Here is a 25,870-nt window from a genome sequence, read left to right on the forward strand (position 1 = left end):
CCAAGGCAGTGCCTCGGCTTTTCTTGCAAAACAAGTGGATTACTTGTTGCGCTTGCGCTCATGCTCTTTCAAGAAGCGCTTACGCAGACGCACGCTCTTCGGTGTGATTTCCACCAACTCGTCGTCTTCGATGAATTCCACACCGTATTCGAGGGTGAGGTCGATTGGAGGCGTGATCTTGATCGCGTCTTCTTTGCCAGACACGCGGAAGTTGGTCAGCTGTTTGGTACGTGTGGCGTTCACCACCAAGTCGTTGTCACGGCTGTGGATACCCACAATCATGCCTTCGTACACAGGGTCGTTCGCCTTGACGAACATACGGCCACGGTCGTCCAATTTGCCCAAGGCGTAAGTGAAGATTTCACCGTCGTCCATGGAGATCAACACACCGTTCTTACGGCCGCCGATGTCACCTTTGTGTGGCTCGTAGCTGTCGAAGATGTTGGAGATCAAACCTGAACCACGGGTCAAGTTCAAGAACTCGTTGGTGAAACCAATCAAACCACGGGCTGGGATGCGGTATTCCAAACGCACGCGGCCGCGGCCATCGGGTTCCATGTTGACGAGTTCGCCTTTGCGCTCGCCCAAAGCTTGCATGACGCCGCCTTGGTGGGTTTCTTCGATGTCAGCGGTCACCAATTCGATAGGTTCGTGACGCACACCGTCGATGTCACGGAACACCACGCGTGGCTTAGACACAGCCAATTCGTAGCCTTCACGGCGCATGTTTTCCAACAAGATGGTCAAGTGCAATTCACCGCGACCGGCGACGTCAAACACGCCTTCTTCGTCGGTTTCTTTCACACGCAAAGCCACGTTGTGTTGCAGTTCTTTTTGCAAACGGTCCCACAGCTGACGGCTGGTCACGTACTTGCCTTCACGACCGGCCAATGGGCTGGTGTTCACGCAGAAGTTCATGGTCAAGGTTGGTTCGTCAATCTTGAGCATCGGCAACGGTGCTGGATTGGTCGGGTCGGTCACGGTCACGCCGATGTTCAAGTCAGCAATACCGTTGATCAACACGATGTCGCCAGGGCCCGCTTCAGTGGCTTGCACACGGTCCAGACCTTGGAACTTCAACACTTGGTTGACGCGGCCTTTGACGGCGGTGCCATCTGGGCCTTCCATGACCATCACGTCCATCATGGGCTTGACAGTACCTTGGCTGATACGGCCCACGCCGATACGACCCACGAAGGTGGAGAAGTCGAGTGCAGAGATTTGCAATTGCAACGGTGCAGCAGGGTCACCTTGTTGGGGTGGCACGTGCTTCAACACGGTGTTGAACAAGGCCGACATGTCTGGGCCCCACTGCTCGCCAGGTGCACCTTCTTCGAGAGATGTCCAGCCGTTGATACCCGAGGCATACACCACAGGGAAGTCGAGTTGTTCGTCGGTCGCGCCGAGTTTGTCGAACAAGTCAAAAGCGGCGTTCACCACTTTGTCTGGATTCGCACCGGGCTTGTCCACTTTGTTCACCACGACGATGGGCTTCAGGCCCAAAGCCAAAGCTTTCTTGGTCACGAAACGGGTTTGAGGCATGGGGCCTTCTTGCGCGTCGATCAACAACACAACGCCGTCAACCATCGACAACGCACGTTCCACTTCGCCACCGAAGTCCGCGTGACCAGGGGTGTCGACGATGTTGATGTGGGTGCCTTCCCAGCTCACGGCACAGTTCTTGGCAAGAATCGTGATGCCACGCTCGCGTTCGATGGCGTTGTTGTCCATCACGGTGTCAACCACTTTTTCGTGGTCGGCGAAGGTGCCAGATTGACGCAGCAATTGGTCAACCATGGTGGTTTTACCGTGGTCAACGTGGGCGATGATGGCGATGTTGCGAATTTGCTTACTCATGCTTCTCTCTTCCTTTATGCCTGCTGGGCCAGCAGGGGCTGGTTGACAGGCGATCTTTGCAAAATTTGTTGAATTTCAAGGGGACTCAACAATCGTCCCGGAATCAGTTCCCCCGCTTTGACATGGGCACTGCCCAGCAAAGCGTGTGGGTTTTCTCCAAACACACTCACGCGGTCCTGGTCTGCCCAAACACCGCGACGACGCACGCCGCTCAAGAAGCGACCTGCATTCTCAGCATCCAACGTGACAGCCGTGTGATCAGCTAACAAGCATTGCACAGGCATCAAACGCGCTTCGCGTTGGGGCTCGTCCATGGCGGTCAGGTCTTCCAAGGTCACACAATCCGCCTCGTCAAAAGGCCCCGTCGCCACGCGGCGCAAAGCGCTCAAATGGCCACCGCAACCCAAAGCCTCAGCAATGTCTTCACCCAAGGTGCGGATGTACGTGCCTTTGCTACACGTCACGCGCAAACGCAAAAATGGCGCATCGCCATTGAGCTGCATCTCAAGCAGCTCTAAATCGTGAATCACCACATGGCGAGGCTCGCGCTCCACAGTCTCACCTGCGCGCGCATATTCATATAAGGCCTTGCCGTCTTTTTTCAAGGCGCTGTACATGGGCGGCACTTGCGTGATCGGGCCCATGAAACGGTCCAGCACTTCCACCACTTGACCCACGGTACAAGTGACGGGGCGCTGTTGAATGACCTCGCCCTCGGCATCCGCGGTGCTGGTTTTGATCCCTAAGCGCACCGTGGTTTCGTAGGTTTTGTCAGCATCCAAATGGAGCTGACTGAATTTGGTGGCTGCGCCAAAACACAAAGGCAACACGCCAGTAGCCAAGGGATCTAAGGTACCCGTGTGGCCTGCTTTTTCGGCACGTAACAGCCATTTGGCTTTTTGCAAGGCATCGTTGCTAGACAAACCGATGGGCTTATCCAGCAGCAACACGCCATGCACAGGGCGTCGTTGCACCCGTACGCGCGGCATACGTGTGCTGGGAGCTTGGGTGCTCCCTGATGACTGCCCAACGGCGCTCATGTCAGTCGTCCTTCGCTTTGGAGGCGACGGCCTTGGCAATCAAGGCGTTCATGTCTGACGCACGCTCAGGCGTGCGGTCATACACAAAGTGCAAAGTAGGCACCGTGTGGATGTGCAAGCGCTTGAACAAACCATTGCGCAGGAAACCTGCGGCTTGGTTCAAGCCCTCCCCTGTTTTGGCAGGGTCGCCATTCAACACGCTGAAATGCACTTTGGCATGGGCGTAATCGGGCGTGACTTCCACGCCTTGCAGCGTGACCATGCCCACGCGCGGGTCTTTCAACTCACGCGCGATCAACTCGGCCAGATCGCGTTGGATCTGGTCGGCCACTTGGTAGCTGCGGTTGGGGGTGCTGCTCGGTTTACGTGCCATGCTTCATTGCACTGACGCTTTACAGCGTACGTGCAACCTCTTTGATTTCGAAGAATTCCAACACGTCGCCTTCGACGATGTCGTTGTAGTTCTTGATGGTCAAACCGCACTCGAAGTTTTCTTTGACTTCTTTGGCGTCGTCTTTGAAACGCTTCAAGCTGTCGAGTTCGCCGGTGAACACCACCACGTTGTTGCGCAACAAACGCAACTTCGCGTTGCGACGTACGAAACCAGAGGTGACCATACAACCCGCGATCGCACCAATCTTGCTGACACGCAGCACTTGGCGAATCTCGGCTGTACCGATGACTTCTTCTTTCTTGTCGGGTGTCAACATGCCAGACATGGCCGCTTTGAGTTCGTCCACCGCGTCATAAATGATGTTGTAGTAACGAATGTCCACGCCATTGCTCTCGGCCAACTTGCGCGCGCCGGCGTCAGCTCGGGTGTTGAAACCAATGATCACGGCCTTAGACGCAATGGACAAGTTGACATCGCTTTCGCTGATGCCACCCACAGCGGCGTACACCAACTGCACCTTGACTTCGTCAGTCGACAACTTGAGCAACGAGGCAGCCAAAGCTTCTTGCGAACCTTGCACGTCGGCTTTGACGATGATCGGCAACAGCTTGACTTCGCCAGACGTCATGTCGGAGAACATGTTCTCCAGCTTCGACGCTTGTTGCTTGGCCAACTTCGTATTACGCACCTTGCCTGCACGGTAAGTGGCGATTTCGCGGGCACGACGCTCGTCGGTCATGACCATGAATTCGTCGCCGGCTTGCGGCACTTCGGTGAGACCTTGAATCTCCACAGGAATTGATGGGCCAGCCGATTTGATCGGCTTGCCGTTCTCGTCCAACATGGCGCGCACGCGGCCATAGGTTTGACCGCCCAAGACCACGTCGCCCACATTGAGCGTACCGGACTGAACCAGCACCGTGGCCACAGGACCGCGACCTTTGTCCAGACGCGCTTCGATCACCAAGCCTTTGGCCATGGCGTCGACAGGCGCTTTGAGTTCGAGCACTTCGGCTTGCAAGAGCACTTGCTCCAGCAACTCGTCGATGCCCGCACCGGTTTTGGCAGAGACTTCACAGAACGGTGAATCACCACCGAACTCTTCAGGCACCACTTCTTCAGCCACCAGTTCGCCTTTGACGCGTTCTGGGTTGGCACCGGGCTTATCGATCTTGTTGACCGCCACCACGATTGGCACACCAGCAGCCTTCGCATGCTTGATGGCTTCTTTGGTTTGCGGCATCACGCCGTCGTCCGCCGCCACCACCAAGATGACGATGTCGGTGGCTTTGGCACCGCGTGCACGCATGGCCGTGAAGGCCTCGTGACCGGGCGTGTCCAAGAAGGAAATCATGCCGCGTGGTGTTTCCACGTGGTAAGCGCCAATGTGTTGGGTAATGCCACCGGCTTCGCCCGACGCAACTTTGGCGCGACGGATGTAGTCCAGCAACGAGGTTTTACCGTGGTCCACGTGGCCCATGACCGTCACCACAGGGGCGCGTGTCAAAGACTCGGCTTGATGGCCGGACGCTTCTTCTTCAGTAAAGGCTTCTGGATCGTCCAGTGCAGCAATCACGGCCTTATGACCCAACTCTTCCACCAAAATCATGGCGGTGTCTTGGTCCAAAGGCTGGTTGATGGTGGCCATTTGGCCAAGTTTCATCAACTGTTTGATCACTTCAGAGGCTTTGATGGCCATCTTGTGGGCCAACTCGCCCACGGTGATGGTTTCTGGCACGTGCACTTCGAGCACGCGTGCTTCGACGGGTGCTTGTGGTGCGCGGTCATCGTCGCGGTCGCGGTCACGGCGGCCTTTGGGGCCTCCACGCCAGCTGTTGCGGCCCACACCACCACTCGCGTCACCGCGTGTTTTGATGGCTTTCTTTTTGGCTTGTTCGTCGGCCCAGCTGGAAGACAGCTTGGCGCTCTTGACTTCTTTGTTGCCAGGTGCAGCGGCGGTGCCAGGGGCGGCAGGTGCGCCTGGACGGGCACCTGGAGTGCCTGCCGGCTTGTGCAGCGTACCTTTGATGGCTTTGGGATCTGGCGTTGGCTCAGGCTTTTTAGCCACCATCTGCTTTTGTGGCGTGCTCATCATCAAGCGAATCGCTTCGGCTTCAGCCAAGGCTTTGCGACGACGAGAATCCAAATCAGCAGCGCGAGCCGTGTCTTCATCGGCACGTGCCTTAGAAGCCGCAGCGGCTTCCACACGCGCAGCTTCAGCGGCTTGCGCTTTGGCGTCGACAACGGGTTCAGAGGGTTCAGCTTTGGCTTCGGACGCAACAGCTTCCACCACCACAGCAGCTTCGGCTTGCGCTTTGGCTTTGGCGGCTTCTTGTTTGGCCTGCTCTTTGGCTTCTTGCTCTTCGCGCAGACGGCGTTTTTCGGCCAGCTCTTCTTCTTGACGACGGATCAGCTCAGCTTGGCGGCGTGCTTCTTCTTCACGTCGGGCCAACTCGGCATGGTCAATCGCAGGCACAACAGGCTCTTGCACTGCAACAGGTACGGGTGCGGCTTGGACTTCTGTCGCCTCGTCTTCATCGCGCTTGACGAAGGTGCGTTTTTTACGCACTTCCACTTGGATGGTGCGGGCTTTGCCTGTGGCGTCGGCTTGTTTGATCTCGGTGGTCGATTTCTTGACCAAGGTGATTTTCTTGCGCTCGGGCGATGCTGTGCCATGGCTGGCTTGCAAGTGGCTCAAGAGCATTTGTTTGTCGCCCTCTGTCAGCACATCGCTGGCAGAAGCTTTGGCAACACCGGCTGCCTTGAGCTGGTCAAGCAGGGTGTCGGTTGGTTTTTTGAGTTCGCTGGCAAACTCGGCTACGGTCGTACTGGACATATGTGATCTTCCTCGCCATGACCATTACTCTTGACCCGTGAACCAATGTTCACGTGCCTTCAAGATCAGGGCTTTGGCCTCTTCTTCGCTTTGGCCGGTGATGGCTGTGAGCTCGTCTACGGCCAAATCGGCCAAATCGTCACGGGTGTGTACGCCGCTCTCAGCCAACTGGGGCAAGAACTCCGCATTCAATCCTTCGAGGTCGCGCAAATCTTGCGAAACTTCTTCGACGCTCTCTTCGCGTGCAATTTCCATGGTGAGCAGCGCATCCTTGGCACGTGTGCGCAACTCGTTGACGGTGTCTTCGTCAAAACTTTCGATTTCCAACATCTCTTGCAATGGCACATAAGCCACTTCTTCGAGGCTGGTGAAACCTTCTTCAATCAAGATGTCAGCGACTTCTTGGTCCACGTCCAACTTGGCCATGAACAATTCACGGATGCTGAACGTTTCGTCAGCTTGCTTCTGAGCAGACTCAGCGGCATCCATGATGTTGATTTTCCAGCCGGTCAACTCAGCCGCCAAACGCACGTTTTGGCCGCCACGGCCGATGGCGATGGCGAGGTTTTCTTCGTCCACCACCACATCCATGGCGTGACGCTCTTCGTCCACCACGATGGAGCTGACGTTGGCAGGCGCCAAAGCACCAATCACGAATTGGGCTGGATCTTCGCTCCACAACACGATGTCCACGCGTTCGCCGGCGAGCTCGGTGGTCACCGCGTTCACGCGGGTGCCACGCACGCCCACGCAAGTACCGATGGGGTCAACGCGTTTGTCGTGAGAGATGACGGCGATCTTGGCGCGTGAACCCGCGTCACGGGCGCAAGATTTGATCTCGAGCATGCCTTGTTCGATTTCTGGCACTTCGTGGCGGAACAACTCCACCATGAACTCAGGCGCCGAACGCGACAAGATGATGGGCGCACCGCGCAAAGTCAAGTCCACTTCCATGATCATGGCGCGCACACGGTCACCACTGCGGAAGTTTTCTTTAGGGATCATTTCGCTGCGACGCAAACGGCCTTCCACGCGACCGGATTCGACAATGAGGTCGCCCTTATCCATGCGCTTGACCGTGCCGACAAAAATCTTGTCGCCGCGGGACATGAAGTCGTTGAGCAACATCTCGCGCTCAGCGTCGCGGATTTTTTGCAAGATCACTTGCTTGGCAGCCATTGCACCGATGCGACCGATGGGCAAGGACTCGACGCCCTCTTCGATGTATTCACCTTCTTCGACGTCAGCCACGCGCTCGCGGGCGTCCATCAACATTTCTTCGGCTTCAGGGTTTTGCAAACCAGCTTCGTCAGGCACCACCAACCAACGGCGGAAAGTTTCGTACTCGCCTGTGTCACGGTCCATCGCCACGCGAATGTCCACATCACCTTCGTACAGCTTTTTGGTGGCTTGGGCCAACGCCAACTCGACGGCGCCAAACACCACATCGCGTTCGACGTTTTTCTCGCGCGAGATTGCCTCGACCAACATCAACATTTCGCGGTTCATGATCGGTTACTCCTTCTCTTACCTATGTTCAACGGGGCTTTTTGCCCTTGAAATCCACAATCGGAGCTAGACGTGCTTCTCGCAGTTCGTCCAGCGTGAAACCCAGTGCGTGAACTGGCATTTCGGCTAATCTTTTGGGGCTGACTTTTTGACCAGGCTTGGCCTTGACTTCATCACGCCAGGTGATTTGCCAGCCTGCACCATCGTCGGTGCGCTCTAAAGTGCCACGGAATTTTTTACGGGTTGCCGCCACTTGGCCTGCCGCAGCAGCGCCAATGGGGGCCTTGAGCGTGAGGTCCACCTCTTCGCCCACAAAGCGCTCGAAATCAGCTTGGTGACGCAAAGGGCGATCAATACCGGGGGAGGACACCTCAAGGCGGGCGTATTCGGTGCCATCGACTTCCAGCGCAAATTGCAGCTGGCGCGTGACGCGCTCGCAATCTTCCACATTGATGGGCTGCACAGGCGTGTCAGCCGTCCAAGGCATGTCGATGGTGATGCGCAAGAGTCCCCCGGCGGAGCGTTCAATCTCTACCAGGTCGTAACCTAAGCCGGTCACTGTTTGTTCTACGGTTTGCTGCAAACTCACGTCGACGAATAGCCTTCAAAATCAAGTGTTCAAAAAACAAACGACCAAAAAAAACGAGCGGTAATTACCCGCCCGTTTGGTCGTGAAGCGCACATTGTAGCGCCTAAATGCTTGATTATCAAAGGATAAAAGGTATTTTTAGGCCTCGGCCCCTACCAAAATCTTCGTATACGGAGCTTGTGGGTTGTTCAAGATTTGGTCAAACGTACCCGCCTCCACCACCTTCCCGGCTTGCATCACCATCACATGGTGGGCCATGGCGCGAATCACCGACACATCATGGGTGATGAGCAAGTAGCTCAAACCCCGCTCCCGCTGGAGCTTTTGCAGCAATTGCAAGACCTGCAACTGGGTCGTGGCATCCAAAGCGCTGGTCGGCTCATCTAGCACCAACACCTGCGGCTCGATCACCAAAGCACGGGCAATCGCCAAGCGCTGACGTTGGCCACCTGAAAATTCGTGGGGGTAGCGCTGCAACAGGCCTGGAAATTCGGTTTCAGTTAAACCGACAGCCGCCAAAGTTACCAAAATGCGGCGCAAACGGCCTAACGCGTCCAGCTCGGGGGCGTGCAGAGTCAAGCCCTCAGACACCAGCTCTTGCACGTTCATCCGGGGTGACAGGGACGAAAACGGGTCTTGGAACACCACCTGCACTTTGCGGCGCAACGGCAAGTCTTGCACGGACTTGCCTTGCCAAGCCGCACCGTCGATGGTGAGCGTGCCCTTGGAAGGCATCAATCCAAGCGCCGCCAAAGCCAAGGTGGTTTTGCCAGAGCCCGACTCGCCAATCACGCCCAAGGTTTGCCCTGCACGCAAGTCAAAACTGGCAGCTTGAACCGCGACAAAGTGATCGCCTTTGAACCAGCCTTTCCAGCCTGAACGCCGAATGGGGTAGCTCACCCGCAAGCCCTTGGCTTGCATGACGATGGGCGCGTTGGCATTGGCGTTCACCACATCTCGAGGCGGCTGACTGTTGATCAAGCGTTGCGTGTAGGGGTGTTCTGGATAAGTCAGCACCGCATCGACGGCGCCCGACTCCACCACCACGCCCTTTTCCATCACCAACACTTGGTCCGCAAAGCGGCGCACGGTGTTGAGGTCATGCGTGATGAGCAACACGGCCATGCCAAAACGTTTTTGCAAATCGTTGAGTAAATCCAAAATTTGCGCACGCAGCGACACATCCAAAGCGGTGGTCGGCTCGTCGGCTACCAACAAGCGCGGGCGGCAAGCCAAGGCCATGGCAATCATCACGCGTTGGCGTTGACCACCCGAGAGCTGATGCGGGTAGGCGCTGGCACGGCGCACTGGCTCGGGGATGCCTGTGAGGTTGAGCAACTCCACGGCTTCATGCCAGGCCTCTTCGCGCGTCATGCCGCGTTTGAGTTCCAGCACCTCAGCAATTTGGTCGCCCACCATCATCAAGGGGTTCAAGGCCGTCATGGGCTCTTGGAACACGAAGGCAATGTCTTGGCCGCGAATGTGGACCAACTGACGTTCGCTGAGCTTGACCAAGTCATGCGTGTGCGGTGCATCGGTGGCTTCGGGGTGCAGGGTGTCGGCATCTTGCGCAGTCCACAGCACACGGCCAGACACGCGCGCACCTTCAAGCAGCTTCACAAAACTGAGTGCAGTCACACTTTTGCCGGAGCCCGATTCGCCCACCAAAGCCAGCTTTTCACCCAGGTCTAAGTTGAAGCTGATGCCTTTGACGACATCTTCCGATTGAAAACCAATGCGCAAATCGCGCACTTGAAGCAAAGGCAGTCTCATGGGCGTGCCTTTCTTGGGTCCAGCGCATCGCGCAGCGCGTCACCCATGAAGGTGAGCAGCATCAAGGTGACGACCAACACGGCAAAGGTGGACAAAGAAATCCACCACGCATCGATGTTGTTTTTGCCCTGTGCCAACAGCTCACCCAAGCTGGGCGTCCCCGGTGGCACACCCAACCCTAAGAAGTCCAACGACGTGAGCGACAAAATGGCCGCACTCATGCGAAACGGCAAAAACGTGACCACGGGCGTCAAGCTGTTGGGCAGCACATGACGCCACATGATTTGCGCGTCTGACAAGCCCAGCGCACGCGCGGCGCGCACATAGTCGAGCTGACGGTTGCGCAAGAATTCGGCACGCACGTAATCTGACAAGCCCATCCAACCAAACAAACCCAACAAAATGAGCAGCAAGGTGATGCTCGGGTCGAACACCGCTGAAAAGATGATGAGCAAATACAACTCGGGCATGGCGCTCCACACCTCGATGAAGCGCTGCATGGCCAAGTCAGTCTTGCCGCCAAAGAAGCCTTGCAGAGCACCGGTCAAGATGCCAATGACGGTGCCAAACAACGTCAGCGCCAAGGCAAACAAGACAGAGATGCGAAAGCCGTACAACAAACGGGCCAGCACATCGCGACCACGGTCGTCTGTGCCAAACCAGTTATCTGCCGAGGGAGGCGCAGGGTTGGGCGTGGCAGCAAAGTAATTCAACGTGCTGTGGTGGTAAGGAACCAGCGGGTACAAGGCCCAGTTACCAGGCTTGTCAAACTGAGCTTGAATAAACGGGTCGAGGTAGTCGGTGGGCGTCTCAAAGTCGCCACCGAAGGTCGTCTCTGGCTGGTTGTGCAGGATGGGCATGTAAAAACTGCCGTTGTAACGGGCCAGCAAAGGCTTGTCGTTGCACAACACTTCTGCCAACAAGCTCAAGCCAAAGAAGAACACAAACAACACCAAGCTGTAAAAGCCAAGGCGGTTATGCCTGAACCTCAGCCAAGCACGCTGGGTGGGCGACAAAGATGCTTCAGTCGAATTTGACACGCGGGTCCACCCATACATAACAAAGGTCGCTGATGAGTTTGGTGACCAAACCAATCAACGTGAACAAATACAAAGTCCCCAACACCACGGGGTAGTCTCGGCGCATGACACTTTCGTAGCTCAACAATCCCAAGCCATCGAGCGAAAACAAGGTTTCGATCAACAGCGACCCCGTGAAGAACGCGCCAATGAAAGCAGCCGGAAAACCTGTGACCAAGGGAATGAGCGCGTTGCGAAACACATGGTTCCAAATGACGCGGCGTTCAGACAAACCTTTGGCGCGCGCAGTGAGCACGTATTGCTTGCGAATCTCTTCGAGCATGGCGTTTTTGGTGAGCAGCGTGGTGACAGCGAAAGCCCCCAGCACGCTGGAAGTGACGGGCAACACGATGTGCCACAAGTAGTCGGTGATGCGAGCACCCCACGTGAGCTGCTCCCAGTTGGCCGAGGTCAAACCACGCAGCGGGAACCACTGCAACTGCCCGCCAAACACCACCAACAAAGCCACACCCAACACAAAGCCGGGAATGGCAAAACCCACCAACACCAAAAGACTGGTCACCAAGTCAAACGTGGAGCCCGCACGCACCGCCTTGGCCACACCCAACGGCACAGAGATGAGGTAGCTCAATAGAAAAGTCCACAGCCCCAAGCTGATGGAGACTGGCATTTTTTCTTTCACCAACTCCCACACGGTTTTGGGATAGAAAAAGCTTTTGCCCAAATCGAACACAGCGAACTGTTTGAGCATTTGCCAAAACCGCTCGGTGGGCGGTTTGTCAAAACCGTATTGCTGGCGAATTTCTTCAATGCGTGCGGCGTCCACGCCTTGGCGACCACGGTAGCCAGCGCCTGCCACGGCAGCGCCCTCGCCGCCGCTATCGCGGCCTTGCAACTGCGACACCATTTGCTCAACGGGGCCACCCGGCACAAATTGAATGACCACAAAGGTCATCAGCAAAACCCCCAACAAGGTGGGAATCATCAACAGCAAACGTCTGAAGATGTACGAACTCATGGCGCACGCTCCGCTCTTTTGGTCGCAGCCAAGGTGGCGCGGTTATCGATGGTGGCCCACCATGTCGATGAGGCCCATGTTTCGGGTTGGTAGTAGCGAGGCATAACCGCCGGCAACTCAAAGCGGCCGTTGCGCCATGCCACACGGTGCACACCGCCATACCAATGCGGCACGCTGTAGTGGCCGTGGCGCAGCACGCGATCTAAGGCGCGGACCGCCGTGATGAGCTGAGGACGGGTTTTGGCAGAGGTGACGTTTTCTAACAAAGCATCGACCGCAGGGTCTTGGATGCCAATGAAGTTACCCGAGCCCTCGGTGGTGGCCGCTTTTGAGCCAAAGCGCTCCATCAATTCAGTACCCGGCGACTCGCTGCCCACAATGCGGTTGCTGATGATTTCAAAGTCAAACACATCCAAGCGTTTTTGCAGAATGGCGAAGTCGATGACTTTGTAGTTCACCTGAAAACCCAGCTTCTCTAGGTTCTTGGTGTACGGCGTGATGACACGCCCCATGGCGCCTGAGTTGTCTAGAAACTCCACCGTGAATGGTTCGCCTTGCGGGTTGCGCAGCGCCCCATCGCGGTAAGTCCAGCCCGCCTCGGCCAACAAGGCCTTGGCACGGCGCAAATGGTCACGCAAGGTTTCACCTGATTTGGGGTCTAGCGAGGTGCGTGGTGGCTGAGGCACGGCGTCTTTGAACACCCCCGGTGCAAGCTTGTCACGCAAAGGCGTGAGCAAAGCCAGCTCTGCGGCGTCAGGCATGCCCGTGGCTTCAAAATCACTGGCCACAAAGTAGCCACGCACGCGCTGGTAAGCCCCGTAAAACAGCTGGCGGTTCATCCACTCAAAGTCCATGGCCAGGCCAATGGCCTCACGCACACGCGTGTCTTTGAACTTGGGCAACCGGGTGTTGAACATGAAGCCCTGAAAGTCGCCCGCATTGCCGTGCTTGAACTCGCTTTTCATCAGTTGACGCGTCGCAAACTGTTTGCCCGTGTAGCCCCTCGCCCACTCGCGCGCGATGAAGGACTGCACCAAATCGAACTCACCAGCCTTGAAGCCTTCAAGCTGCGCCGTGTTGTCTTTGTACAAGCGGTAGGTGATGCGGTCAAAGTTGAACAAGCCTTTGCGCACATTCAAATCGCGGGCCCAATAGTTGTTGTCGCGCTCGTAGCTCACATCGCGGCCAAACACCACGCGGCCCATTTTGTAAGGGCCACTGCCGATGGGGGTATCTGTGACGATTTTGTCCAAGGGCTTGGGATAGCCGTTTTCACTGCCCCACTGGCGGCTGAACACGGGCATGCCGCCCACGATCAAGGTCAGCTCGGGATTCACGCGCTTGAAGTCAAAACGCACAGCGCGCGGGTCGACCACCGTCACACCAGCTACCTCTGCATACAGGGTGCGAAATTGCGGTGCCGCCTGCTTGCTGATGAGTTGCTCAAACGAATACTTCACATCCTCGGCCATCACCGCATCGCCGTTATGAAACCGCGCTTGCGGACGCAGCTTGAAGGTGACCGAACGGCGGTCTGCCGCCACGCTCACATCTTCAGCCAACAAGCCATAGGCTGTGGTGGGCTCGTCCATGGTGCCCGTCAACAAGGACTCGAACACCAAGCCCGTCAAGCCAGGCGCCGCATTGCCTTTGAGGGTGAAGGGGTTGTATTTGTCGAAACTCGACAAACGCGAAGGCGGCACCAACACCAGCTCGCCGCCTTTGGGCGCCAGTGGGTTGGCATAGTCAAAGTTTTTGAAGTTGGCGGGGTATTTGATGTCCCCAAATTGCGCGTAAGCATGGCCTGCCCAAGACGGGCCAGAGCACAAAAACGCCAACAAAATGAGGAAGCTACGCATGCGACAATTCTGCAAGATTTTTTTGGAGAGATTTCATGAGTACAAAAACGGGTTTCCTGTCTGGCAAAAAGCTTCTCATCACGGGCGTGTTATCCAACCGCTCCATCGCTTATGGCATCGCCAAAGCTTGCCACGATCAAGGTGCCGAATTGGCCTTTAGCTACGTGGGCGAGCGCTTCAAGGACCGTATCACAGAGTTTGCTGCCGACTTCAACTCCAAACTGATTTTTGACTGCGATGTGAGCAGCGACGAGCAAATCACACAAATGTTCAAAGACCTGTCGGCCCACTGGCCCACGTTTGACGGCTTTGTACACAGCATTGGCTACGCCCCACGCGAAGCCATTGCTGGCGATTTCCTCGATGGTTTGTCTCGCGAAGGCTTTGCCATCGCACACGACATCAGCGCTTACAGCTTCCCAGCAATGGCCAAAGCCGCTCTGCCCTACCTCAACGACAAATCAGCCGTGTTGACCCTGTCGTATTTGGGCGCCATCCGCACCGTGCCGAACTACAACACCATGGGCTTGGCCAAAGCCTCGCTTGAAGCGTCTGTGCGCTACTTGGCCGAATCCTTAGGCGCCAAAGGCCGCAATCTGCGCGCCAACGGCATCAGCGCTGGCCCCATCAAAACCTTGGCTGCCAGCGGCATCAAAGGCTTTGGCAAGATTTTGAGCGTGGTGGCTGAAGCCTCACCCATCCGCCGCAACGTGACCATCGAAGACGTGGGCAACGTGGCTGCGTTCTTGATGAGCGATTTGGCTGCAGGCGTGACTGCCGAAATTACCTATGTGGACGGCGGATTTAGCCAAGTTGTAGGTGGCATTGCCGAGCCTGCAGCCGAGTAAGCTGGCGCTCCTGGCCACGCGGGTGGCCATTTTTGGGTGCGATCAGCCCCAAGGAGACGACCATGCAACGCCGCGACTTGCTTTCTCACCTCTCCTTGGGCTGCCTTAGCAGCTTCGCACCTTTACCCGCACTTGCCACACAGCCGCTCGAGCTGTGGCTGGCTAACCCGTACCAAGGCCATGAAAAACTCACCGACTACTGGGTGAGCGAAAAATACGATGGCATTCGGGGCTGCTGGGATGGCCACCAACTCTTGAGTCGAAGCGGCAAAGCACTCAACCCACCCACCTGGTTTGTGCAAGGCTGGCCTGCTCATGCGTTTGAAGGTGAGCTTTGGGCTGGACCTGGCCAATTTGAGCAAGCCGCATCTGTCATTCAGCAAAAACAAGCCTCCGACCACGCGTGGCGCGCCATGCGCTTCATGGTGTTTGATGTGCTCACACCATCCATAACTTTCACCGAACGTGTGGGGCGTTACCAAGGCCTGGTCAAGCACATTGACAAACCATGGGTGCAAGCGGTGGCACAAAGCCAAGTGCAAACACACGCCGCTTTGAAAACCTTGCTTCACACAACCGTGCAAGCCGGCGGCGAAGGTTTGGTGTTGCACCGTGGCAGCAGCCTGTACCAAAGTGGCCGCAACGCAGACGTGCTGAAGGTCAAACCACAAGAAGATGCCGAGGCCAAAGTGGTCGCCCATGAAGTGGGCCAAGGCAAACACGCCCAACGCACCGGGGCGCTGTGGGTCGAAACACCGCAAGGTCTACGTTTCAAACTGGGCACAGGTTTGAATGACGCCCAAAGAGAAAACCCACCAGCCGTGGGCCAGTGGGTCACTTATCGCTATCGCGGTTTGACCGACAAAGGCGTGCCGCGTTTTGCCAGCTTTGTGCGCATCAGGCCAGCGATTGAACGCTGACCGCCTGATGAAACACCTTAGGCTTTGACGCAGTCTGCGTAATAGCGTTTCACGCCGTCTTCGCCCACCTCTTCCACCAAGCCGTGGATGTCGGTTTCAAAACCCGGGCATTGCAAGTTGAATTCGCGAGCGAACTTGAGGTAGTCCACGATTTTCTTGTTGAACACTTCACCAGGAATGAGCAACGGAATACCGGGTGGGTATGGCGTGACCAAGCTGGTGGTGATGCGGCCCAACAAATCGTCCACAGGCACACGCTCGGTGTTGCGGTGGGCGATTTGGGCATAGGCATCGCTGGGCTTCATGGCCGGCGTCAAGTCGCTCAGGTACATCTCGGTGGTCAAACGTGCGATGTCGTACTTGGCGTAAAGCGTGTGGATGTGCTGGCACAGGTCGCGCAAGCCCATACGCTCGTAAGCGCGGTGCTTTTGACAGAACTCGGGCAGGATGCGCCACATGGGTTGGTTGCGGTCGTAATCGTCTTTGAACTGCTGCAAAGCGGTCAACAACGAGTTCCAACGACCCTTGGTGATGCCGATGGTGAACATAATGAAGAAGCTGTAAAGACCCGTCTTCTCCACGATCACGCCGTGCTCAGCCAAAAACTTCGTGACGATGCTGGCTGGAATACCTGTCTTGTCGAACTTGCCGTTCAAGTCCAAACCGGGCGTGACGATGGTGGCCTTGATGGGGTCCAACATGTTGAAGCCATCGGCCAAGTTGCCAAAGCCATGCCATTTGGATGACTTGCCTTTGCCCTTGATGATCCAGCTCTCGGCACGGCCAATACCGTCCTCCACCAATTCGTCTGGGCCCCAAACCTTGAACCACCAGTCTTTGCCGTACTCGTCATCCACTTTTCGCATGGCGCGACGGAAATCAAGAGCTTCGGCAATGCTTTCTTCCACCAAAGCGGTGCCGCCGGGTGGCTCCATCATGGCAGCAGCCACGTCACAGCTGGCAATGATGCTGTACTGTGGGCTGGTGCTGGTGTGCATCAAATACGCTTCGTTGAACAGGTGACGGTCCAACTTGGTTTTTTGCGAGTCTTGCACCAACACGTGGCTGGCTTGGCTGATACCGGCCAACAGCTTGTGAATCGACTGCGTGGCGTACACCACCGAATGCATGGGGCGCTCGCGCTTTTTACCCATGGCGTGGTAGGTGCCGTAGAACGGATTGAACGCGGCATGAGGCAACCAAGCCTCGTCAAAGTGCAGGTTGGCCACATAGCCATCGAGCATGGTTTTGATGGTTTCGGTGTTGTACAACACGCCGTCATAAGTGGACTGCGTGAGCGTCAAGACACGGGGCTTGACCTTCTTGGCATCCACACCCTTGAGAAGCGGGTTAGCCTTGATCTTGGCTTGGATCGTCGCTGGCTCAAACTCGCTTTGCGGAATCGGGCCGATGATGCCGTAGTGGTTGCGCGTGGGCTTCAAGAACACAGGCACAGCACCGGTCATGATGATGGCATGCAACACCGACTTGTGGCAATTGCGGTCCACCACCACCACATCATCTGGGGCCACGGTGTGGTGCCAGACGATTTTGTTGGAGGTGCTGGTGCCGTTGGTCACGAAGAAGCAATGGTCCGCATTGAAGATGCGGGCGGCATTGCGCTCGCTCTCGCCAATCGCGCCGTTGTGGTCCAGCAGCTGGCCCAACTCTTCCACCGCGTTACACACGTCAGCACGCAACATGTTTTCGCCGTAGAACTGGTGGTACATCTGGCCCACAGGGCTCTTCAAGAACGCCACGCCACCTGAGTGACCGGGGCAATGCCATGAGTACGAGCCGTCTTCGGCGTAATCGAGCAAGGCCTTGAAGAATGGGGGCTGCACGCTCTCCAAATAGCTCTTGGCTTCACGGATGATGTGACGCGCCACAAACTCGGGCGTGTCTTCAAACATGTGGATGAAGCCGTGCAATTCGCGCAAGATGTCGTTGGGCAAGTGGCGAGACGTTTTGGTTTCGCCGTACACATAAATTGGCACATCGGCGTTTTTGCGGCGCACTTCTTCGATGAAGTTACGCAGGTTCAACACAGCGGGGTCTAGGTCGGGGCCGGGCGTGAACTCTTCATCGTCAATCGACAAGATGAACGCACTGGCACGCGACTGCTGTTGCGCGAACTGGCTCAAGTCGCCATAGCTCGTGGCGCCCATGACTTCATAGCCCTCGCCTTCAATCGCATCGGCGAGCGCACGAATGCCCAAACCTGACGTATTTTCAGAACGAAAATCCTCGTCAATGATGACGATGGGGAAGCGAAATTTCATGCGGGACTCCGAGCATTGAAGCTTGAAAAAAACAATAGCGCCGAAGTGTACTCGCCCACTGTTACAATGTCAGGCTTCGGAGCGATGGATGAGTGGTTTAAGTCGCACGCCTGGAAAGCGTGTGTGGGTTAATAGCCCACCGAGGGTTCGAATCCCTCTTGCTCCGCCACTACAAAAAGTAAAAAAGCGCCTTTTCAGGCGCTTTTTTATGGCTGATTAGATTCACGCGATCAGCTGCTGCTCTCTTGCGCTTTTTTGATCACGTTCTTGGCATCCGTGCTGCTGTTGGCAGCGGCAGAACTGATGGGGTTTTGGATGACCAAGCCCAACAAGCGCGCGCCGTGCTCGACCGCAATCGAGCCATACGAAATGTCGCCCTGCACGATGGAGTCTTTGTGAAACTCCACACGTTCGGCCGCATAAATATTGCCTTCGACTTTGCCCGCCACCATCACGCGATGAGCCGTGATGTCGCCAGACACTTCACCTGTCTTGCCAATCGCCACCGTGACTTTGTTGTCTTTGGTGGTTTCGATATTGCCTACCACTTTGCCATCAATGCGCACGCTGTCAAGCAGCACCAAACGACCATAAATTTGGGTCGTCCGGCCAATGATGGTGTCAAAGCGCTCTTGCGAAGGCGACAACGATTTGTCTTTGAGTTTTTCAAACATGGCAGGCCTTTTAGATGGTGAACGCGTTCACTGAGCGCTGGCAACGGTGGCGGTTTGCAACAACATTTGCGTGGGGTTCAACACGCGGTCATTGCGCATCACTTCGTAATGCAAATGCGGGCCTGTGGAACGGCCCGTGTTGCCCAACTGTGCAATGGTGTCACCACGTTGCACTTTTTGGCCGACCTCGACCAAGCGCTTACTCAAATGTGCATAACGGGTGGTGAAGCCTTCAATGTGGCTCACCTCCACCACGTTGCCGTAAGAAGCGTCCCATGCTGAGCGTGTCACTGTGCCTGCTGCCGTCGCCACGATGGGCGAACCGACCTCGGCCACAAAATCTAAACCTTCATGCATGGCCAATTGGCCGGTGAAAGGATCATTGCGAATACCAAAACCACTGGTCACGCGAAAGTCTTTTCCCATGGGAATGCCCGTAGGCAAAGCGTGCAACCAACTGAGCTGGGCTGACCAGTTTTGGGTCAAATTCCGCACGGCCACTTGGGTCTGGCTAAATTCATCCATCGCGGAGGCAAGATCATGATTCAAATCACGCGAAGGCGTGCTTTGCAAGCGAGGGGCAACCCAAGGACCACCGCGTGCCTCGTCTTTTTTGCTGTATTTGTCGCGTAAATTGGTGGGGGTCGCCACTTCCATGAAGCGGTTTTTCAAGGTTTCAAGCTGGCGAATTTCTTGTACGGTGGTGTTGAGGGTTTGGCGCAGGTTGTCCAAACGTTCACGGTACACCGCCTCGACTTTTTGCTGCTCGGCTTCAGTGGTCACACCACCCAAGCTACGCGCCAAGCTGGGGCTCATTTCAATCGCAATCCGAAAACCAATGAAGTGCAACAGCACACCAAAAGCGACCAACACAAATGCAGAGGCGCAGATGCCCATCAGCACTTTACGCGCTGTGATAGAAATGGTCCGCACCGAGGCGGTGGGCCCAGAAACCCACATCAATTGCATAGATCGCTCCGGAAAACTTATCAGCTTGCATGTGAGTTACCCCACACATAAACAGAGAATTGTAGGGAGTTCTCTCCAATCAAGTCACTTAATTTTTTCAAATATGTCATCATCAATGACAAAGAATTCCTCTTTAAGGAAAGTTAATCCCATTGGGCTAACTCCGATAGAAAAACAGACCTCACAATGTCAGCCATGACGAAAAATGAGTCACTGAACATTCCATGGCTGGAGGCTGAAACACCCCTGCCTCACCCAGAGTCTGCTGAAAAATCAGGCACAACGTTGGCCGGATTGGTGGCGGCCGGAGGCGGCTTATCCGTTGCGCGATTGTGCGAGGCGTATCAACAGGGCATGTTTCCTTGGTTCAGCAACGGCCAGCCTGTTTTGTGGTGGTCCCCCGATCCCCGCATGGTGCTGCATACGGCGGAGTTCAAACTACACCGTTCCCTGCGAAAGACCTTGCAGCACTTTCAAAACAACCCTCGCTGTGAAATTCGTTTTGACAGCCGCTTCAGCGATGTCATTCGCCATTGCGCCAACAGCCCGCGTCTTGGGCAGCCCGGCACGTGGATCGTGGCCGAGATGATTTCGGCCTACGAAGCATTGCATCTTGCGGGTTTGGCTCACAGCATTGAAACTTGGGTGGACGGTGAGTTGGTCGGAGGCTTGTATTGCGTGGCCATCGGCAATACGGTGTTTGGCGAGTCCATGTTTGCGCATCAAACCGATGCCTCAAAAATTGCCCTCGCGGCGCTGGTGGCATTTGCACGCGCACACCACATCTCGTGGATTGATTGCCAACAAAACACCAAGCACTTGGCCTCATTGGGCGCAAGAGAAATACCGAGGTCTGAGTTTCTTCAAAAAATTCGCCAGGCAGATCATGAAGCTGCGCTTACCTGGCGTTTTGATCCCGCATATTGGCGCGAGATCCTGAGCCAGAAAGGATTGCCGTGACCCACCGTCAAGACTTACCACTTCAGACGGTGCAGTTTTACGCCACAGCACCCTACCCTTGCAGCTACTTGCCTGAGCGCACCGCACGCTCGCAGGTGGCAACCCCCAGCCATCTGATCAACAACGAAGCCTATGCAGACTTGGTGCATCAGGGCTTTAGGCGCAGTGGCTTGTTCACCTATCGGCCCTACTGCGACAGCTGCAAAGCGTGCATCGCGTTACGGGTTGACACGGCGGCCTACCAACCCACGCGCAGCCAGCGTCGCGCCTGGTCACGTCACCAAAATCTGCAAGTTCGCGTTTTGAAACTCGGGTTCGACCCTGAACATTACGCCCTGTACCTGCGCTACCAAAACCTGCGCCACGCAGGGGGTGGCATGGACGAAGACAGCACAGAGCAATACACGCAATTTTTGCTTCAAAGTCGGGTCAACACGCGACTGATTGAGTTTCGAGAACCCAGCGACGCACACCCACTGGGCGTTCTCAAAATGGTGTCCATCGTGGATGTGCTCAACGATGGTTTGTCTGCGGTTTACACCTTTTACGAACCTGAACCCCACACCAGTTACGGCACTTACAACGTGATGTGGCAAATTCAACAGGCGCGCGAGCTAGAAATGCCATACGCTTATTTGGGCTATTGGATTCAAGACAGCCAGAAGATGCGATACAAAGCCGATTTTTCACCGCAACAACGCTTGATCGATGGGGAATGGGTTGATTTTTAATTTCACATGATAAAATGAATCATGCGTAAATCTACTGTGCCTGCCACGCCAAACATCCAAGTCATTGAGCGGATGTTCACGCTCATTGATGTCCTGGCTTCACGCGAAGAAGCCATCTCACTGAAAGAAATCAGCGAGAGAACCGGCCTGCACCCTTCCACCACGCACCGCATTTTGAATGACTTGGCTGTCGGTCGCTTCGTGGACCGTCCAGAAGCAGGCAGTTACAGGCTCGGGATGCGGTTGCTCGAACTGGGCAACTTGGTGAAAGATCGTCTCAACGTGCGTGATGTGGCGTTCCAGCCCATGCGCGAATTGCACAAACTCATTCAGCAACCTGTTAATTTAAGCGTCCGACAAGGTGATGAAATCGTGTATGTCGAGCGCGCCTTCAGCGAACGCTCAGGCATGCAAGTGGTTCGTGCCATTGGCGGCCGTGCCCCGCTGCATCTGACTTCTGTCGGTAAGTTGTTTTTGGCCATGGACGATGCCCAACGTGTGCGTGCTTATGCGACCCGCACAGGTCTTGCTGGCCAAACCCGAAACAGCATCACCCAGCTGCCTGTTCTAGAGCGTGAACTCTCAAAAGCCCGCCAATACGGCATCGCACGAGACAACGAAGAGCTCGAACTCGGTGTGCGCTGTATGGCCTCAGGGATTTATGACGACCAAGGCAAATTAGTGGCTGGCCTGTCGATTTCTGCGCCTGCTGATCGTTTAGACGAAGGATGGCTACCCAAACTTCAAGCGACCACACAGGCCATTTCACATGCCCTCGGTTACAAAGAGGCACATGCCAATGCCCAATAAAAAGCCAGCATTTGCTGGCTTTTTTTATTGGTAAGTAACAGCTTAAGTTTGTGGACGAGCACCGTGGTTGTGCTCCACCCACTTGCGAACACGCTCGGCATCCGCAATGCGGCTCAGCTTGCCTGCTGAATCCAAAAACACCATGATCAACTTGCGGCCAGACACCTTGGCCTGCATCACCAAGCATTGACCCGCTTCAGAGATGTAACCGGTCTTTTGCAAGCCGATGTCCCAATTGGGGTTTTTCACCAAACGGTTGGTGGTGTTGTATTGCAACGTGCGGTTGCCCACTTCCACTTTGTAGCTGGGCGATGTCGACAACTCACGCAAAGTAGCGTCATGGTAGGCATTGCCCACCAGCGTTGCCAAGTCTTTTGCGCTTGATTGATTTTTGCTGGACAGGCCAGTTGGCTCAACGTAGCGCGTATCACGCATGCCCAATTGAGCAGCCTTGGCGTTCATCAAACCAACAAATGAGGACATGCCGCCTGGATAGGTACGACCCAAGGCATGAGCGGCGCGGTTTTCACTGGCCATCAAAGCCAAATGCAGCAATTCGCCGCGCGTCAACGTGGCGCCCACGCGCAAACGTGAACTGCTGCCCTTTTCGGTGTCCACATCGTCTTGTGTGATGGTGATGGATTCGTCCATCGGTAACTTGGCTTCGCTGATGATCACACCGGTCATCAACTTGGTGATCGAAGCGATAGGCAGCACAGCTTGGTCATTTTTGCTGAGCAAAACTTCTTGGGTGTCTTGGTCAATCACATAGGCAACGCTGGACTTCAAATCCAAAATGTCGTTGGCTGTGGCATGCAAACCAGCTTTTTGGCCAAAAGAAGGAACCGCTGGGGCTGCCTTGATCACTTGACGTCGCACGTGCGTCTTGACCACCACAGGCTTTGACTTTTGTACGGTTGGTTTTTTCTGATTGGTCGTCGCTTGGGCGTGCATGGTGCACAGCGATGTCAACAATCCGAGTGAAGTGGCAATCAGCAGTCGTTTCAAGTGGCGTTCCTTTGGCTTGAAATACATATTGAGGCCGAGTCTACCAAGAAAAGTCGCGCAAGATCAAGGACTTGCGCGACTTATTTAACAAAATTGATGTGACATATCAATTTTTGTGATTTAGCCTTGGGCAGCCACCCGATCTGACTTGTTTTGCAGTTTGTTCAAGGCGCTCAAATACGCTTTGGCAGAAGCCACCACGATGTCTGGATCAGAGCCTACGCCATTGACGACGCGGCCACTGTTTTGCAAACGCACGGTCACTTCGCCTTGGCTTTCGGTCGATCCGCTGATCGCATTGACCGAGTACAGCACCATCTCTGCGCCACTCTTGACGTGGGACTCAATCGCCTTCAAGGACGCATCGACGGGGCCGTTGCCATCAGAATCGCCCTTCACTTCTTTGCCTGCCACCGTGAACACCACGCTCGCGTGTGGGCGCTCGCCTGTTTCGCTGTGTTGCGACAAAGAAACAAAGCCAAATTGCTCGCTGGCACTGCTCACAGACTCTTCGCTCACCAAAGCCAAGATGTCCTCATCGAAGATCTCGCTCTTACGGTCGGCCAGCTCTTTGAACTTGGCAAATGCGGTGTTGATGTCAGCTTCGCTTTCCATCTGCACGCCTAAATCTTCCAAACGCTGTTTGAAGGCGTTGCGACCGCTGAGCTTGCCCAACACAATCTTGTTGGCGCTCCAGCCCACGTCTTCCGCGCGCATGATTTCGTAGGTGTCACGGGCCTTGAGCACGCCGTCTTGGTGAATGCCGGAGGCGTGTGCAAAGGCGTTCGCACCGACCACAGCTTTGTTTGGCTGGACCACAAAACCTGTGGTTTGGCTGACCATACGGCTGGCAGCCACGATCTGCTTGGTGTCGATGTTCAAGTCAAGGTCGAAATAGTCGCGACGGGTTTTAATCGCCATCACCACCTCTTCCAACGAGCAGTTGCCAGCGCGCTCACCCAAACCGTTGATCGTGCATTCGATTTGACGCGCACCACCAATCTTCACCCCAGCCAAAGAGTTGGCGACGGCCATGCCCAAGTCGTTGTGGCAGTGCACAGACCAAATGGCTTTGTCCGAGTTCGGCACGCGTTCGCGCAAAGTCTTGATGAAGTTGCCATACAGCTCTGGAATGGCATAACCCACAGTGTCTGGAATGTTGATGGTGGTGGCACCTTCGGCAATCACCGCCTCGACCACGCGGCACAAGAAGTCCATTTCGCTGCGGTAACCGTCTTCCGCGCTGAACTCAATGTCACCGACCAAATTACGGGCAAAGCGCACCGACTGTTTGGCCTGCTCGAGCACTTGCTCGGGCGACATGCGCAACTTCTTCTCCATGTGCAATGGCGATGTGGCAATGAAGGTGTGGATACGCGCACGGTTCGCACCTTTGAGGGCCTCGGCAGCACGGCTGATGTCACGGTCATTGGCGCGTGACAACGAACAAATGGTGGAGTCTTTGATGGCGTTGGCAATGCCTTGCACAGCCTCAAAGTCACCGTTGGAGCTGGCTGCAAAACCGGCTTCAATGACATCGACCTTCAATCGCTCCAACTGACGGGCAATACGCAGTTTTTCGTCGCGCGTCATGGATGCGCCGGGCGATTGCTCGCCGTCACGCAAGGTGGTGTCAAAAATGATGAGCTTGTCGGTCATGGTCTGGACTCCTGGATTCCTAAAAAACTTGCAACGTTTGGTTTAGCCCCAAAGCAAAAGGCCCGCTGCGGATGCATACGGGCCTTGTGGGGTTTGCGCGTGCGCTACCAACTCCGCCCGTTGAGGGATAGAAGCAGTAGTGCCAGCGAAAAATTTGTCATACACCGAATTTAGCACAAAGCCAAACCCCTGCGCGCACAAGGTGTCTCATTTGTGCAAACCTGCTTCGTCAGGTTCATCGGTCGAGGTGCTGATGACACTGGTTTGCATGCCTTTGGTGCGGCGCCAAGCGTACAGCGCGTAACCACTCAAGCCGTAAAACATGAACAAAGCAAACAGCACGATAGGGGGATGGATGTTGATGACCGCAATCACCAACGCCAGCATGACAATCACGGCAAACGGCACGCTTTGTTTCATTTGTACATCTTTGAAACTGTAAAACGGCACATTCGTCACCATCGTCAAGCCTGAATACAAGCACATGGCAAACATGGGCCAAGCCACGTCAGGACCTGAAATACCCATCTCGGTCATCAGCCACATGAACCCCATCACCAGGGCTGCCGCCGCAGGTGAAGGTAAGCCTTGGAAAAAGCGCTTGTCAACCACCGCTGTGTTCACGTTGAAGCGTGCCAGGCGCAAAGCCGCACACGAGATATACACAAAAGCAGCCACCCAGCCCCAGCGGCCCAAGCCTTTGAGGGCCCATTCATAAGAGATCAGGGCGGGAGCAGCACCAAACGACACCATGTCAGCCAAGGAGTCCATTTGCTCGCCAAATGCGCTTTGCGTGTTGGTCATGCGCGCCACGCGACCATCCAGGCTGTCGAGCACCATGGCGCAAAACACACCAATGGCGGCCATCTCATAGCGGTCATTCATGGCCATCACAATGGCGTAAAAACCACCAAACAAGGCGGCTAAAGTGAACAAGTTAGGCAAGACATAAATGCCTTTGCGGGGCTTGCGAGGCACAAACTCTTCTGTTTGATCTTGTTGTTCTGACATTCGTTGAGCTCCGAAAAGTAGGCCTAGAGTGTAAGCGCTGCGTCAAACATGGCCGAAAACAACAAAGGCCACCGAAGTGGCCC

The 25,870-nt window shown here is 55.5% G+C and carries 21 protein-coding genes and 1 tRNA gene; 6 read left to right on the top strand and 16 right to left on the bottom strand.

Annotated features, from left to right (window positions below; all coding sequences use genetic code 11):
- Positions 1-39: 39 nt before the first annotated feature.
- From typA to QMG15_RS06885, 10 genes are all read right to left on the bottom strand, one after another.
- Entirely contained in the window at positions 40-1,857 is a 1,818-nt protein-coding gene (gene typA, locus QMG15_RS06840; protein WP_281787970.1) for a translational GTPase TypA, read from the bottom strand.
- Positions 1,858-1,871: 14 nt separating this feature from the next.
- Positions 1,872-2,897, bottom strand: a complete 1,026-nt coding sequence (gene truB / locus QMG15_RS06845) for a tRNA pseudouridine(55) synthase TruB (RefSeq protein WP_281787971.1) — start codon at positions 2,895-2,897, stop codon at positions 1,872-1,874.
- A 1-nt stretch (position 2,898) separates the two neighbouring features.
- Entirely contained in the window at positions 2,899-3,270 is a 372-nt protein-coding gene (gene rbfA, locus QMG15_RS06850; RefSeq protein WP_108358716.1) for a 30S ribosome-binding factor RbfA, read from the bottom strand.
- Between the two features lie 19 nt (positions 3,271-3,289).
- The gene (infB, locus tag QMG15_RS06855) at positions 3,290-6,127 is read right to left on the bottom strand and encodes a translation initiation factor IF-2 (protein WP_281787972.1); all 2,838 of its coding nucleotides are present in this window, start codon (positions 6,125-6,127) and stop codon (positions 3,290-3,292) included.
- 24 nt (positions 6,128-6,151) lie between these two features.
- Entirely contained in the window at positions 6,152-7,636 is a 1,485-nt protein-coding gene (gene nusA / locus QMG15_RS06860; RefSeq protein ID WP_108358718.1) for a transcription termination factor NusA, read from the bottom strand.
- Between the two features lie 28 nt (positions 7,637-7,664).
- On the bottom strand, positions 7,665-8,225 hold the full coding sequence (gene rimP / locus QMG15_RS06865; RefSeq protein WP_281787973.1) for a ribosome maturation factor RimP: 561 nt from the start codon (positions 8,223-8,225) through the stop codon (positions 7,665-7,667).
- A 138-nt stretch (positions 8,226-8,363) separates the two neighbouring features.
- Positions 8,364-9,998, bottom strand: a complete 1,635-nt coding sequence (locus tag QMG15_RS06870) for a dipeptide ABC transporter ATP-binding protein (RefSeq protein ID WP_281787974.1) — start codon at positions 9,996-9,998, stop codon at positions 8,364-8,366.
- Positions 9,995-11,056, bottom strand: a complete 1,062-nt coding sequence (locus tag QMG15_RS06875) for an ABC transporter permease (RefSeq protein ID WP_281787975.1) — start codon at positions 11,054-11,056, stop codon at positions 9,995-9,997. The genes QMG15_RS06870 and QMG15_RS06875 overlap by 4 nt, the downstream gene beginning before the upstream one ends.
- A complete protein-coding gene (locus tag QMG15_RS06880) occupies positions 11,022-12,056 on the bottom strand; it encodes an ABC transporter permease subunit (protein WP_281787976.1) in 1,035 nt (344 codons plus the stop codon). The genes QMG15_RS06875 and QMG15_RS06880 overlap by 35 nt, the downstream gene beginning before the upstream one ends.
- The gene (locus QMG15_RS06885) at positions 12,053-13,915 is read right to left on the bottom strand and encodes an extracellular solute-binding protein (RefSeq protein WP_281787977.1); all 1,863 of its coding nucleotides are present in this window, start codon (positions 13,913-13,915) and stop codon (positions 12,053-12,055) included. Before QMG15_RS06885 ends, QMG15_RS06880 begins: the two co-directional genes overlap by 4 nt.
- 35 nt (positions 13,916-13,950) lie before the next feature.
- Here QMG15_RS06885 and fabI point away from each other — a divergent pair, with 35 nt between their 5' ends.
- Positions 13,951-14,763: an enoyl-ACP reductase FabI gene (gene fabI, locus QMG15_RS06890; protein ID WP_281787978.1), complete on the top strand. Its 813-nt coding sequence runs from the start codon at positions 13,951-13,953 to the stop codon at positions 14,761-14,763.
- Between the two features lie 62 nt (positions 14,764-14,825).
- On the top strand, positions 14,826-15,683 hold the full coding sequence (locus QMG15_RS06895) for a DNA ligase (RefSeq protein ID WP_281787979.1): 858 nt from the start codon (positions 14,826-14,828) through the stop codon (positions 15,681-15,683).
- 17 nt (positions 15,684-15,700) lie between these two features.
- Here the strand turns inward: QMG15_RS06895 and QMG15_RS06900 are convergent, their stop codons facing one another.
- Positions 15,701-17,965 (bottom strand): arginine/lysine/ornithine decarboxylase, encoded by a 2,265-nt coding sequence (locus QMG15_RS06900; protein WP_281787980.1) that lies wholly within the window; start codon positions 17,963-17,965, stop codon positions 15,701-15,703.
- 78 nt (positions 17,966-18,043) lie between these two features.
- Between QMG15_RS06900 and QMG15_RS06905 the strand changes: the two genes are divergently transcribed.
- A tRNA-Ser gene (locus QMG15_RS06905) sits at positions 18,044-18,134 on the top strand.
- A 61-nt stretch (positions 18,135-18,195) separates the two neighbouring features.
- Here the strand turns inward: QMG15_RS06905 and QMG15_RS06910 are convergent.
- Both QMG15_RS06910 and QMG15_RS06915 read right to left on the bottom strand, forming a co-directional pair.
- The gene (locus QMG15_RS06910) at positions 18,196-18,639 is read right to left on the bottom strand and encodes a polymer-forming cytoskeletal protein (RefSeq protein WP_108358727.1); all 444 of its coding nucleotides are present in this window, start codon (positions 18,637-18,639) and stop codon (positions 18,196-18,198) included.
- 27 nt (positions 18,640-18,666) lie between these two features.
- Entirely contained in the window at positions 18,667-19,608 is a 942-nt protein-coding gene (locus QMG15_RS06915; protein WP_108358728.1) for a M23 family metallopeptidase, read from the bottom strand.
- Between the two features lie 195 nt (positions 19,609-19,803).
- Here QMG15_RS06915 and aat point away from each other — a divergent pair, with 195 nt between their 5' ends.
- Genes aat through QMG15_RS06930 form a run of 3 tightly spaced genes read left to right on the top strand, consistent with a single transcriptional unit; the run spans position 19,804 to position 22,109 of the window.
- Positions 19,804-20,568, top strand: coding sequence for a leucyl/phenylalanyl-tRNA--protein transferase (aat, locus tag QMG15_RS06920; RefSeq protein ID WP_281787981.1), 765 nt, complete (start codon positions 19,804-19,806; stop codon positions 20,566-20,568).
- Complete coding sequence (locus tag QMG15_RS06925; RefSeq protein ID WP_281787982.1) at positions 20,565-21,299, top strand: arginyltransferase; 735 nt, start codon at positions 20,565-20,567, stop codon at positions 21,297-21,299. The genes aat and QMG15_RS06925 overlap by 4 nt, the downstream gene beginning before the upstream one ends.
- Positions 21,300-21,320: 21 nt before the next feature.
- On the top strand, positions 21,321-22,109 hold the full coding sequence (locus QMG15_RS06930) for an IclR family transcriptional regulator (protein WP_281787983.1): 789 nt from the start codon (positions 21,321-21,323) through the stop codon (positions 22,107-22,109).
- Between the two features lie 42 nt (positions 22,110-22,151).
- On the opposite strand, the gene QMG15_RS06935 is transcribed toward QMG15_RS06930, so the two are convergent.
- The 3 genes from QMG15_RS06935 to pssA all read right to left on the bottom strand — a co-directional run bounded on the left by QMG15_RS06935 (position 22,152) and on the right by pssA (position 25,787).
- Complete coding sequence (locus QMG15_RS06935; protein ID WP_233246858.1) at positions 22,152-23,117, bottom strand: serine hydrolase; 966 nt, start codon at positions 23,115-23,117, stop codon at positions 22,152-22,154.
- A gap of 120 nt (positions 23,118-23,237) precedes the next feature.
- Positions 23,238-24,776 (bottom strand): 2-isopropylmalate synthase, encoded by a 1,539-nt coding sequence (locus QMG15_RS06940; RefSeq protein WP_281787984.1) that lies wholly within the window; start codon positions 24,774-24,776, stop codon positions 23,238-23,240.
- A gap of 207 nt (positions 24,777-24,983) precedes the next feature.
- Entirely contained in the window at positions 24,984-25,787 is an 804-nt protein-coding gene (pssA, locus tag QMG15_RS06945) for a CDP-diacylglycerol--serine O-phosphatidyltransferase (RefSeq protein ID WP_108358732.1), read from the bottom strand.
- Positions 25,788-25,870: the final 83 nt, after the last annotated feature.

Origin of the sequence: Limnohabitans sp. INBF002, assembly GCF_027924905.1 — a bacterium.
Taxonomy (GTDB): Bacteria; Pseudomonadota; Gammaproteobacteria; order Burkholderiales; family Burkholderiaceae_C; genus Limnohabitans.